Origin of the sequence: Cobetia sp. BMC6 (assembly GCF_029991385.1) — a bacterium.
Lineage (GTDB): Bacteria > Pseudomonadota > Gammaproteobacteria > Pseudomonadales > Halomonadaceae > Cobetia.
Genome location: NZ_JAKUMF010000002.1, coordinates 709310 through 721158, shown reverse-complemented (window position 1 = coordinate 721158; position 11849 = coordinate 709310). Strand labels below are relative to the sequence as shown.

Here is an 11849-nt window from a genome sequence, read left to right as displayed (position 1 = left end):
GTACACACCACCAGCTGGCGTCATTGCCTTCATGCGCCTGTCCCTTGGTGCCGAACGGAATTGGCATGGAGGTGTGCCACTTCAGTCTTGAGTCGGGCGTTTTCTATCTCCAGCGACGCGAGCCTGGCCTTCAGGGAGTCGTCAGTGCTCAATGCGCATTCTTCCGTCTTGCCACAAGCGTGTTCGACGACAGTGGACTCCTGCGGGGCCTGGGACGACGCTTCGCTGCTAGGCGACGTGAGTGACCGGCGATCCCGCTTGATCAAGCTCAGATTACGCAGATAGATGAAAAGCCCTGCCCCCTGACCGGCAATGAATACCGGGTCCTCGCGATGGATGGCATACGCAAGCAGCGTCGTGCCACCGGCAAGCGAGAACCACCAGAAGGCACGAGGAACGATGGAACGACGTGCCTTCTCACTGGCCAGCCACTGAATGATGAAACGCGCCGAGAACAGCGCCTGGCCTCCAAAACCGACAGCGACCCACCACGGACTGACATCCATCAGCAGGCACCCCGCGCCACGTCGGCCTGGTCCGGGTTGCTGTCACCTGCTGCTGCATCGTGACCGTTAGCCTGATATCTAGAGGGGGAGTCAAACAGGCTTGTTGGCGCGGATGCAGAGGGCGTCGACACGTGCGTCCCCACCAACGGCAGCGAACCATGGTCGATGGCCTCACTGGCAGCATGGCCAAAGATATTCTCGAGCGGTGACGGTAGACGCGAGCGACGCACAAGCCACATCACTCCGACAATATCGGCAATACCGACCCAGAGCCGATCGAAGAAGCCGTATTTGGATACCCCTGCCACTCGTTCGCGGTGACGGACTGCCAATGACTGCACCTTGCCACCCTGGGCGCGAACCAGCGCCGGAAGAAAACGGTGCATGTGGTCGAAATACGGCAGCCGAAGGAAGACGTCACGACGCATGACCTTGATTCCGCAGCCGGTATCTGGCGTGTCATCGTGCAGCAGCGCTTGTCGGATGGCATTGGCCAAGCGTGATGACACACGCTTGACGGCATCATCGCGGCGTTGCGTGCGATGACCAGCTACCAGGTCGAGCTTTTCGAGCGTTGCCAGTGACAACATGTCCGGCAAGTCCGCTGGATCATTCTGGCCATCGCCATCCAGGGTCGCCAACCATCGACCGCGCGCCAGCCGGGCAGCCTGCCACAGCGAAGTACTCTGTCCGAAACTGGTGCCGTGGTGATAGGGACGCAATCGTGGATCTTCCTGCGCAGCCTGCTTGAGCCAACTCCAACTGCCATCACTGGAACCATCATCCACCACGATGATCTCGTAGCGCTGCCCCGCAAGCGCCTCATGCACCTCGGCAATAAGGCCAGGCAAGTTGTCACGCTCATCACGAGCCGGTATCAACACCGAAACTCCTCCGCACAAGGGCTCCTCGCCCTGCGCCAAGGGGTGGTCTGAACCAGGCGATGTCATGGTGATCGCGGACTTCATGGAATAACTCCTGAGCAATGACTGGGCGTCGAGCAAGCCGGATAGATGTCAGATCCTGCAGCGATCGGAACCGGCAGGCTGCGCGTTTCTGGCAGAAAGTTTGCCCGCAAACTATTAAGGCAGGCTTAAGTGAAGCGCGGATGACAACCGTCAATGCAAGAAGCCCCCGTCGCGCTGGGCGACGGGGGCTTCAATGCAAAGACATCATTGAGTCGAAGACTCTCTTGATACGGCTATGACAGACGCTTCACTTCCCTTGCCAGTGATCCCGCCCCCACTGCCGACGCTGGTCGGACGTGAGATACGACCAGGCGACAAAGCGGCTGACCTTCTGCCCCTGGGACATCTCGACCACCCTGACCTCGCTGACACCACTGCGCTTGAGGGCTTTCCTGATACCGGTCAGGCTCGCCGAATGCGCGACCAGCGAGGTGAACCACAGGCACTGCGTGGCGACTTTGCGGCTCTCCTGGATCATGCGGGTGACGAAGGCTTCTTCCCCGCCCGGATACCAGAGCTCGGCCGCCTGACCCGCGAAATTCAGCGCAGGCGCAGTGCGTGCCCCACCCTTGCGTGAGGCATTACCGCGCTGCCGGCGCGACTTGTCGAGCCCGCGCCATTTGCGCTGCGATTCCCGCGCCATATCGGCTTCACTGGCATGGAACGGCGGATTGCAAAGCACTAGATCAAAACGCTCATCCGCGCCCCAGATTCCAGCGAAGTGGCGCGTGCGATCGGCCTGCAGGCGCACCTCGATCTGGCCCTTGAGGCGCGCATTGGCGGACAGTATCGCGCGAGCCGAGTCGATCGCCTGCGCGCTGATATCACTGCCGACCATCTGCCAGCCAAAGCTGCGATTGCCCAGCAGGGGGTAGATGAGGTTGGCACCGGTGCCGATATCCAGCGCGCGCACGTGCTCACCCGCCGGCAGCTGACCGCCATTCGCTTCACTGATCAGGTCCGCCAGGTAATGCAGATAATCGGCGCGCCCGGGGATGGGGGGACACAGATAGCCGGCGGGAATGTCCCAGTGGGCGATGCCGTAATGGCGACTCAACAGGGCCCGATTGAGCGCCTTGACCGCCACGGGATCGGCGAAGTCGATGGACTCGCTGCCAGCGGGTGTCTTGATCACGAAGGCCGCCAGTGCCGGGCTCGCCTTGACCAGCGCGGCCATGTCATAGCGCCCACGATGCGGGTTGCGGGGGTGCAGCTGCCCCTTGCGAGCCGGGGTCACCTTGATAGAAGGCGCCTTGATGGCAGGCGCTTGGACGGAAGGTGCCTTGGCCGCGCTGGGCTTCTCGCGGGCGGCCGGATCAAGACGGTCAGCCGGGGCGGCCTGCTGACGTCTGTCAGCCGAGTCGTGTCGGGAGGATGCGCCGGACTTGGCGAGGGAAGCACCGCGTGGGCGACGCGAAGACGAGGACATGACGACATACCGGACAATGACAGGGGACGCCATCTTACCAGAAGGCGCCGATCAACACAGACCGCTGCCACTCAGGACGCTACCTATCAGGACAGGTCGCTATCGATCAGCGCCGCGCGCGAGTTGGCACGCTGATCGACCCGACGCGTCTGGGCGCGGCGAGCCGGTGCACGTTCGATGCTCAGCGGGCAATTGCTGCAATAGCCCAGACACTCGATGCGATAACGCACGCAGCACACCTTGCGCGGCGTATGCCGTTCGCCATGACGGTCCATCACGTCGCTGACCGGCTGATAGAGCGGATTGCGCCGCCCGTCGGCCAGAATTCTGGTCGCCATCAGCTGATGTGCCGGCGCCGCCTGCGCGACCCAGCCCTGCTCTTCCAGCATGCCGACGATATAGACGAAGTAGTGCGCCGCGTTGCTCCAGAAGACCTTGGGCCCCAGCGCAGTGTGCGGCACCAGGCGCTCGATGACGGCCTCAAGATGCGTCAGGTAGCCCTGAAAGCGCGCCTGGAGCCGCGTCGCCTCATCGGCCGACTCGATCTCCGCCGGGAGGCTTGTACCCTGCCCCGCCGCATCATCGAGTATCAGCTGCGTGACCACACCATGCTCGCCTAGGCGCAGCGAAAGATGCCGCAGCTCCAGCGGCAGTTGATGGTCCAGCAACAGGTTGGCCGCCAGCGGCAGCGATACCATCGAGGACAACAGGTACTTGGACCACTGGGAAAGCAGCGCCTGCTCATCGGGGGCGCTGTGGTGAGAGGCGGCGGCTGCCGGGCCGGCCTCGTACTGCATGCCATGCGCGGCGATGCACGCCGCCAGCCACCCGGGGCTGAGCACATCGCGCGCCGGCACGACACGCTGGAGCGACGCCTCATCACCTGCCTGCACCTGAGCGTAGGTAGTGATCAGGTCCCGATAGGCAACCATCGGACCGGCAAAGAGCGGGGAAAGCGCGTCGATCATCGGGAAGCTCGCAGACGTGAAGAAACAGACAGTGCCTCACATACTAACGAAAACTATTAGCATTTGCATATCAAAAGAGCATGATGAACCAGCAGGGCTTACAACAGGGCTTCCAGCAGCCTGCGTCGGGCTCGTCGGCACTCACAGCCTGCCGTCCCGACACAGTCGACGACGCACCCAGGCATCGTAGACTCGCGTCAGCGCCGGTTCGATCAGAGGCCGCGTGATCAGCCACCCCAGCCAGGCAAGACCGGGGATGCGCGCAAGCAGCAGGCGATACGCCGGCATGCCCTCACGGATCTGCCCTTGCGCTGTCTCGACATGCAACGACAGCAATGCCTGCTTGAGGCCGATGCCGCGAGCGGCGAGATGCTCGGCGTTATCCGTCGCATCCCACCACTCCACGTTGGCGTCTTGGCGCGACAGCCGCTCGTAGCGGGCGCGTTCACGACGACACACCGGGCAGCGCGCGTCGTAGTAGATCCTGATGAGTGGCAAACCGTCACGCTGAGGTCGCTGGCTGGCGGCATCCGACATGCTGGCCTCCCTCTTGTGATGAATATGCGCGGTACGCGTTCCTCAATGAGCCTTCAGCGCGACATGAGATCAGGACGCCGCGCCGATGCGGTCGGAATATTCCTTGTCTTCATAGCGATGCAGCGGCGCGTCCTCGGCACAGTCCGGGCTGGTCTGGAAGGTCTTGCGCACATCGAGCACACCCAGGCTCTGAATGGTGCGACGCCCCAGCAGCACGGGATAATTCATGCCATCACGATCGCGCAGACTGAACTGCTCCTCGTAGCGCTCGCCGCCCATGCACAGTGTCATCAGCACCACCGGGCGCGTATCACGTCCGCCTGCACCGGACACCGTCAGGTCACGATACAGGGGGCGCTCGAAGGTATTCTCGACCTTTTCACCCTTGGCTTCGTCCTCGACCTCGACATCGAAACGCACCCACTCCTCGTCATCACGCTCGAAGGTCTCGATATTCTCGGCATGCATCGAGGAGGTCAGCGCGCCGCTATCCAGCTTGGCCTTCACCATCACGCCCCACGGCTCGATGGTCGCCTTTTCCACCCAACCGAAGACTTCATCGTCTGCCGCCTGGGCCACGACTGGCGCGGCAAGCGAGGCAATCAAACCGATACCGGCGAATTGACGTGCGGCGCGTGCAAGGGATGTAGCAGCGTGTCTCGACATGATGGCTCCAGGAAAAAGTGGCGACGTTGCAAGGACAATGCCCGACATCCTTCACCATGGAGGCTTGCGGCAAGGTTAACAAGGCGTGAGAGCACACCCTCGCCTGTTCTTCTGCCCCCTGGCCCCCTGTCAGGCGAAAGCAACGGGCGGTTGCGAGCAGGCGATGACAAGCCACCCTTGATATGGCGCGCTGCCCCCACCAGCTATCATGGAGGGCCGCGCCATCAGGGGGCTGCCATCTGCAACATCCACTCGACGGAGGTCATCATGCAAGACCTGTTACGTGAGTCACTTTCCCACTGGAGCCTGCTGCTGTGCTGGCTGTTGCTGATGGTACCGGCGCTGATCTGGGTCGTGCGCGATCTGACCACGAAGAATGCCCACTTGGCCCCGATGATGAAGTGGGTGTGGGGACTGACCACGCTCTACTCCGGTGTCGTGGGCCTGCTGGTCTATCGTTTCGCCGGGCGCCGCCAGATCGCCACCAACGGTGATGCCCGCAAGGGGCTGAGAAGCGTCGCGCACTGCTACTCGGGCTGCGGACTGGGGGAATTCGTCGGCGTCAGCCTGGCGGTGGGCCTGTTGGCCATGGGCAATATCTCCACCGCCATCATCACCTTCCTCTTCGCTTACCTGTTCGGTTTTCTGCTGACGGTCGGCCCGATGCTGCAGGGTGGCAGTGATGACAAGCCGCAGGTGATTCGTGATGCCTTCAAGAGCGAGACGGCCTCCATCGTGGTGATGGAAGTGGTGGCGATCTCCGTGGACCTCTGGCTTGCGGGCGGCGCCGGCATGCATCAGCCGCTGTTCTGGAACTCGCTGATCATTTCCTTGAGTCTGGGGCTGCTCGCCGCCTGGCCCGTCAACGTCTGGCTGGTGAAGCATGGCGTCAAGGGTGGCATGGCGGACCCACGCGAGACGGACTCGCAAGCGCAGCACCATGCACATTGCTGAAGCGCGTGCACTGCTGAGACACGCCGAGTGTTGAGTATTGAGTGTCGAGACATGAAAAAGCCCCGTCGGCATGCCGACGGGGCTTTTCTCTGACTGACCTCTCACACTGACATTCGCATCCCAGTCAGAGCGATGCCGCCAGTCGCATCACGTTCAAGTTGCTGACTCAGACGAACTCGCCGTTGTGATAGACCTGCTGCACGTCTTCACAATCATCCAGCAGCTCGAGCATCTTGTTGAGCAGCTCGGCGTCATCGCCGCCGACCTCGGTATGGATCTGCGGAATGAAGCTGATCTCATCGACTTCGAAGTCGAGATCTTCACCGTAGATGGCGGTCAGTGCCCCCTTGGCCTTGAAGTACTCGGTCGTCGGCGCGAGCACCGTGATGATGCCGTCGTCGAGCTCGATATCACTGACATCGACGTCGGCTTCCATCAGCGCTTCCAGGACCTTTTCCTCGTCCTCTTCCGCACCCTTGAAGGCCAGGATGGCGCGGTGGTCGAACATGTGCGACACCGAACCCTGCGCGCCCAGCTTGCCCTTGCCCTTGTTGAAGCAGGTGCGGACTTCGCCGAAGGTGCGGTTGTTGTTGTCGGTCAGACAATCAACGATGACCATGACATTGCCCGGACCAAAGCCTTCATAGCGCGCCAGAGCGAAGTCTTCTCCGCCGGTGCCCTTGGCCTTGTCGATCGCCTTGTCGATGACGTGAGTCGGCACCTGGTCCTTCTTGGCCTTCTCGATGAGACGACGCAGGCTCAGGTTGCCGTTGGGGTCGAGGCCACCGTTCTTGGCCGAGACGTAAATCTCGCGCCCGTAACGTGAATACACGCGTGCCTTGTTGAGAGAGGTACGCGCCATTGATTCTTTACGGTTCTGGAATGCTCTTCCCATGCAAGTCGACTCTTGTCCGCCTGAATTCAAATGCCCTTGCGACCATGTCGCGGGACCTGAAGCAGTGTCGGCCTCCTGGCCGACACTGCAACGCTGTGACGAATAGTAACGCAGACAACGCCGTACGTCGCCATCCCTGCCGGGTCTTGCGCGTTGAGCGCAGCGCACCACGACGGGCAAGGCGACTCATGCATGCTGCTGGCCGTCACAGACAGTTGGTCGGCTTGGGCAGCCCGGCGATGCGCGCGCCCACCTTGGGCGGGCTGTCCGGGAACAGGCGCATCAGATGCAACGAGCGGCCCTTGTCGGAGCCAAACCGCTGGGTCATCGCCTTGCTCAGCGGGCGCATGGCCGGCGAGAGCGAGAAGCGCTGATAGAAGTCACGCAATACCTCGATCACCTCCCAGTGCTCCGGCGTCAGTTCACGCCCCTCCTCGGCGGCCAGCATTTCCGCCAGCGCCGGGCTCCAGTCATCTAGATCGACCAAATAGCCTTCCGCATCCAGTCCGATATCACGCCCATCAAGCGTCAGTGTGCGCACCGTTTCACTACTGGCCATACAGATCCTGATTCACTGTCTTGCATGAAAATTGAAAGGGAGAAGCGCCTGACGCCTCAGAACCAGCTGACGGTCTTGTCGGCGGCCTCAGTCAGGGCGACGAAACCGTCGACGTCGACCACGATGACGCTCTCCGCGCAGCGTCCCAGCAGGCCGCGGGACTCGAGGTCTTCGCGCAACGCGAACAGCCGTCCCTCAAGCCCGGCAAGGTGCTGCTCGGCGTTGTCGAGAGCGCCATTGACGCCATCCTCGATCAACAGCAGCTGGTCTTCCGGGCCCATGGCATTGAGCACATCATCATGGATGCGGCTGGAGAATGGCGAACGATTGAGTAGATGTAGATTCATGCAATTATCCAGGCAAGGAAAGCTGGGGCTGACGCTGGCCATCAATGGAGAGATATCAACGACATGGCATCAGGAAACTGATGCGAGCATATCAGTCGCCAGCGTTGGCGGCAGTGACGTGTCAGAAGCTCAGCACGCGCGAGAACGCGACTGTCAGCGCGACCACCTCGTCGTGCTCGAGCAGCGTGACCGGCAACAGCGTGACATCCTGCGCTGTCAGGCCCCGTGCGCGCAGCGCCGCTGCATCGACGTAGCAGCGCTCGACGTCATACATCTCAAGCGCCGCCAGCAGGTTGTCACTGCCCTTCTGCCCCAGCGGCCCGGTCTGCTGCCCTTCCAGCAGCGCCATCACGCCATCACCGGTGAACAGCAGCCCGACCTCGCGTCCGAAGGCCGCCGCGACCATCGCCGCCTCCAGTCCTTCGCGCAGCCAGCTGCTGCCATGCGGGCCATGGCGCAGCATGACCAGCAGGTCACCGGCGGCCATCCCGGCGTCATCACCTGCCAGGGGCGCCGTCATCACATCGCTCATGGTCTGCTCCTCACTCGATAAGTGGCGTCATCATCAGTGATGACAAGAAATGACGTCATGCAAAGGTGATCAAGTGGTCATTGTCCAACGTCGCCTCGACCAGCTGGCCCAGCCCCGTCAGCTCGAACGGCGCCTCGAGGGTGTGCCCCTGCTTGCCATGCCGCGCCGCTTCGCGCTCATCGAGCATGCCGCGCCTCAGGCCCGCAGCGACACACACCTGCAGGCGGGTAGCGTGGTTCTCGGCAAGCGACAGCCAGCGATCACGCAGATGCGGCTCGTCCTGAGGCGGCGCCATCATGTTGGCGGCGTTGTAGACGCCATCGTGATAGAAGAACACCGTGGTCAGCTGATGGCCGCGCGCCAGCAGGGCATCGGCAAAGCGCAGCGCCGAATGGCTGGCCTGCTGGCTGTAGGGGCCGCCGTAGACGGCCAGAGCATAACGCATGCGAACCTCGTGTGACTGCTCATGAATGGCCGCTATTCTAGCGCGAGTCACGCCACCTGACACCCGAACGCAAACGACCCCGCCGAGGCGGGGTCGTTTGCAGGTCTCATGTTCCTTCGCTTGACGATCAATCGTCGGAAGCGAAGCCCAGCAGGGCCAGCAGGCTGACGAACATGTTGTAGATGGAGACGTACAGGCTCACCGTCGCCAGCAGGTAGTTGGTCTGCCCGCCGTGGATGATCTGGCTGGTCTCGAACAGGATCGCCGCGGAGGCGAACAGCACGAAGCCGGCGGAGACAGCCAGTGCCAGGCCGCTGATGTTGAAGATCATCGCTGCCAGCATCGCCAGAATCAGTACGATGGCGCCGGCGAACAGGAAGTTGCCCAGGAACGAGAAGTCCTTGCGCGTCACCAGTGCCACCGCGGACAGGCCGGCGAAGGTGATGCCGGTCATGCCGAGCGCGGTCATCACCAGCTGGCCGCCGTTGGGCAGGCTCAGGTAGGCATTCAGTACCGGGCCGAGCGTGAAGCCCATGAAGCCGGTGAAGGCGAAGGTCACGAAGATACCGGCGGTGGAGTTCGCGGTCTTGTGGACCAGGAACATCAGGCCGTAGGCACCGATCAGCAGCACGAAGATGTTCATGCGGCCGACGCCCATGCTCATCGCCACGCCAGCGGTCAGCGCGGAGAACAGCAGCGTCATTGCCAGCATCATGTAAGTGTTGCGCAGTACCTTGTGAGTACTGAGCGAGCGGCTCGCGGTATCCTGCGAGACCTGCCAGGAGCTGTTAGCCATGGTGTCTATCCTCAGGTTGCTACGATGGATTCATCGATTTGACCCCAGCATGCCCTCAGGGGTTTGCCTAATCAAGAGACAGAACGATGAAAAGCCCCATTGAGGCAACCATCCGGCGCACGCAAGGCAACGACATCGTCAGTCTCCGCGGCCATTGTGGCATGTGCGACCTTTCAAGCATCTGAACGACAAGGAAATTTACGCCAAGTCCTTGACGCTGACTGAAAAATCCGTAGTATTTCATCCCGTGAGTCGGAGGGATGGCAGAGCGGTTGAATGCACCGGTCTTGAAAACCGGCGTAGGTTAATAGCCTACCCAGGGTTCGAATCCCTGTCCCTCCACCACCTTGATTCCGAAAGCCCCGTCTACCTCAGGTAGGCGGGGCTTTTTCGTGGTCATGATTCATGATCCGAGTCATGACCTGAATCATGGTCTGGTACCAGCAGGCGGCTTCCGGCGGCCTCACCCCAGCGCAACCCTGCTGCAAGTGATTGTCCGCGATGGCTTTTCCGAAGATTTTTCTTCGCTTACCTCTTGCTATTATCACCAGGTTCGGTAGTATTTCGCTCCGTGAGTCGGAGGGATGGCAGAGCGGTTGAATGCACCGGTCTTGAAAACCGGCGTAGGTTAATAGCCTACCCAGGGTTCGAATCCCTGTCCCTCCACCACCTTGAATTCCGAAAGCCCCGTCTACTTCAGGTAGGCGGGGCTTTTTCATTGTTGCCGCGCAGCGCCCATCGCCGCCACTTCGCTACCCTGCCTGAGCAGCGATGGCCAATGATGCGCCGGGCCGTCAGCGGACTTTCGGCTACAGTGAGCATCACTGCGCCAGACATTCCTTGCCGCAGACTGTGCGCTTGCCCCTCCCCCTTTAGACAAGTCGAGACACCATGCCATTTTCTGCCCTTGGTTTGAGCGATTCCATCGTCAAGGCCGTCACCGAGCAAGGCTACCAGACCCCGACTCCCATCCAGGAGAAGGCAATCCCCGTCGTGCTGGCCGGTGACAACCTAATCGCCGCAGCCCAGACGGGTACCGGCAAGACGGCAAGCTTCGTGCTGCCCATCCTGCAGACCCTGCAGCAGGCGCCCAAGGTGCGCGCCAAGCGGGTACATGCCGTCATCCTGACACCGACGCGGGAGCTGGCGATTCAGGTCGTAGACAACATCCAGCACTACGCTCGGTATCTGGAAGTCAGCTCCATGGCGATGTATGGCGGCGTGGAGATCGAACCCCAGCAACAGCGCCTGATCGAGGGCGTGGACATCCTGGTGGCGACGCCCGGCCGCCTGCTGGACATGCTGACCCGCCGCGCGATCCATCTCGACGAGACACGTACCCTCGTCATCGACGAAGCGGACCGCATGCTCGACATGGGCTTCATCGCCGACATCAACAAGATCGTCGAGAAGCTGCCCAAGGAGCGCCAGAACCTGCTGTTCTCTGCCACGCTTTCGGCCCAGGTGCGTGTGCTGGCCAAGACCGCAGTGACGGACGCCGTCGAGATCATGATCACACCGGAGAACGTCACCGCGCCCGACATCAGCCAGTATCTGATCACGGTCGACAAGGAGTTCAAGTCCGCCCTTCTGAGCCACCTGATTCACGAGAAGCAGTGGCAGCAGGCGCTGATCTTCATCGAGACCAAGCGCGGCGCCGCCAAGCTGGTGAGTCAGCTGGAGAAACGTGACATCGCCGCCGAGTCCTTCCACAGCGGTCGCAGCCAGGCCATGCGCGAGCAGCTGCTGGCCGACTTCAAGGCCGGCACCATCAAGTATCTCGTGGCCACCGGCGTTGCCGCACGTGGCATCGACATCGATGACCTGCAGCGCGTGGTCAACTACGACCTGCCGGACGCCGCCGAGGATTATGTCCACCGCATCGGGCGCACCGGCCGTGCCGGGGCCAGCGGTGAAGCCATCTCGCTGGTCTCGCGTGATGACTTCCGCAACCTGTGCGCCATCGAGCAGCACCTGGGCTATTTCGTGACGCGCGAAGTCGTGGAAGGCTTTGCACCCAAGCTCGCGGTGCCGGCCTCGAACAGCGACTACGCCCCCAAGTCCGCAAGCAAGAGTCGCCGGCGCCAGTCCAACCGCCGCTGACTTTTCTCAGGGCAAGCCTGATGACGCCCTGACACAAGCACGCCCCCGGAGACATCAACGCCATTCTCCGGGGGCGTGCCGGGTTGTATACCAGGCTTTGTGCACGAAGCTCTGCGCGCAGTGCTCTATGCACAGTGCTACGCA

General features: G+C 61.9%; 14 protein-coding genes and 2 tRNA genes. 4 read left to right on the top strand and 12 right to left on the bottom strand.

Features of this window, described 5'->3' with window-relative positions:
* Positions 1 to 29: 29 nt before the first annotated feature.
* The 6 genes from MKZ40_RS07335 to MKZ40_RS07310 form a co-directional block, all read right to left on the bottom strand.
* On the bottom strand, positions 30 to 506 hold the full coding sequence (locus tag MKZ40_RS07335) for a lipid-A-disaccharide synthase N-terminal domain-containing protein (protein WP_254627101.1): 477 nt from the start codon (positions 504 to 506) through the stop codon (positions 30 to 32).
* Positions 506 to 1390 carry a glycosyltransferase family 2 protein gene (locus MKZ40_RS07330; protein WP_282627821.1) on the bottom strand — a complete coding sequence of 295 codons (885 nt, stop codon included), beginning with the start codon at positions 1388 to 1390 and terminating at the stop codon, positions 506 to 508. Before MKZ40_RS07330 ends, MKZ40_RS07335 begins: the two co-directional genes overlap by 1 nt.
* 331 nt (positions 1391 to 1721) lie before the next feature.
* A complete protein-coding gene (gene rlmF, locus MKZ40_RS07325; RefSeq protein WP_175089854.1) occupies positions 1722 to 2903 on the bottom strand; it encodes a 23S rRNA (adenine(1618)-N(6))-methyltransferase RlmF in 1182 nt (393 codons plus the stop codon).
* Positions 2904 to 2989: 86 nt separating this feature from the next.
* Positions 2990 to 3871, bottom strand: a complete 882-nt coding sequence (gene fhuF / locus MKZ40_RS07320; RefSeq protein WP_175089853.1) for a siderophore-iron reductase FhuF — start codon at positions 3869 to 3871, stop codon at positions 2990 to 2992.
* A 141-nt stretch (positions 3872 to 4012) separates the two neighbouring features.
* Positions 4013 to 4408 (bottom strand): DUF393 domain-containing protein, encoded by a 396-nt coding sequence (locus tag MKZ40_RS07315; RefSeq protein WP_175089852.1) that lies wholly within the window; start codon positions 4406 to 4408, stop codon positions 4013 to 4015.
* A gap of 69 nt (positions 4409 to 4477) precedes the next feature.
* Positions 4478 to 5074 (bottom strand): RimK/LysX family protein, encoded by a 597-nt coding sequence (locus MKZ40_RS07310; protein WP_175089851.1) that lies wholly within the window; start codon positions 5072 to 5074, stop codon positions 4478 to 4480.
* A 267-nt stretch (positions 5075 to 5341) separates the two neighbouring features.
* Here MKZ40_RS07310 and MKZ40_RS07305 point away from each other — a divergent pair, with 267 nt between their 5' ends.
* Positions 5342 to 6028 carry a DUF4396 domain-containing protein gene (locus tag MKZ40_RS07305; protein WP_175089850.1) on the top strand — a complete coding sequence of 229 codons (687 nt, stop codon included), beginning with the start codon at positions 5342 to 5344 and terminating at the stop codon, positions 6026 to 6028.
* Between the two features lie 166 nt (positions 6029 to 6194).
* On the opposite strand, the gene MKZ40_RS07300 is transcribed toward MKZ40_RS07305, so the two are convergent.
* From MKZ40_RS07300 to MKZ40_RS07275, 6 genes are all read right to left on the bottom strand, one after another.
* Positions 6195 to 6923 (bottom strand): YebC/PmpR family DNA-binding transcriptional regulator, encoded by a 729-nt coding sequence (locus MKZ40_RS07300; protein ID WP_175089849.1) that lies wholly within the window; start codon positions 6921 to 6923, stop codon positions 6195 to 6197.
* A gap of 205 nt (positions 6924 to 7128) precedes the next feature.
* Positions 7129 to 7482, bottom strand: a complete 354-nt coding sequence (locus MKZ40_RS07295) for a TusE/DsrC/DsvC family sulfur relay protein (protein ID WP_175089848.1) — start codon at positions 7480 to 7482, stop codon at positions 7129 to 7131.
* Between the two features lie 56 nt (positions 7483 to 7538).
* Complete coding sequence (tusB, locus tag MKZ40_RS07290; RefSeq protein ID WP_175089847.1) at positions 7539 to 7829, bottom strand: sulfurtransferase complex subunit TusB; 291 nt, start codon at positions 7827 to 7829, stop codon at positions 7539 to 7541.
* A 121-nt stretch (positions 7830 to 7950) separates the two neighbouring features.
* Complete coding sequence (gene tusC / locus MKZ40_RS07285; RefSeq protein WP_254627100.1) at positions 7951 to 8361, bottom strand: sulfurtransferase complex subunit TusC; 411 nt, start codon at positions 8359 to 8361, stop codon at positions 7951 to 7953.
* Positions 8362 to 8416: 55 nt separating this feature from the next.
* Positions 8417 to 8806, bottom strand: a complete 390-nt coding sequence (gene tusD, locus MKZ40_RS07280; RefSeq protein WP_043335054.1) for a sulfurtransferase complex subunit TusD — start codon at positions 8804 to 8806, stop codon at positions 8417 to 8419.
* Positions 8807 to 8933: 127 nt separating this feature from the next.
* Entirely contained in the window at positions 8934 to 9602 is a 669-nt protein-coding gene (locus MKZ40_RS07275) for a Bax inhibitor-1/YccA family protein (RefSeq protein ID WP_175089846.1), read from the bottom strand.
* A 254-nt stretch (positions 9603 to 9856) separates the two neighbouring features.
* Here MKZ40_RS07275 and MKZ40_RS07270 point away from each other — a divergent pair.
* From MKZ40_RS07270 to MKZ40_RS07260, 3 genes are all read left to right on the top strand, one after another.
* A tRNA-Ser gene (locus tag MKZ40_RS07270) sits at positions 9857 to 9947 on the top strand.
* 233 nt (positions 9948 to 10180) lie between these two features.
* Positions 10181 to 10271 (top strand) — tRNA-Ser (locus tag MKZ40_RS07265).
* A gap of 222 nt (positions 10272 to 10493) precedes the next feature.
* Positions 10494 to 11705 (top strand): DEAD/DEAH box helicase, encoded by a 1212-nt coding sequence (locus MKZ40_RS07260; protein WP_175089845.1) that lies wholly within the window; start codon positions 10494 to 10496, stop codon positions 11703 to 11705.
* Positions 11706 to 11849 lie beyond the last annotated feature (144 nt).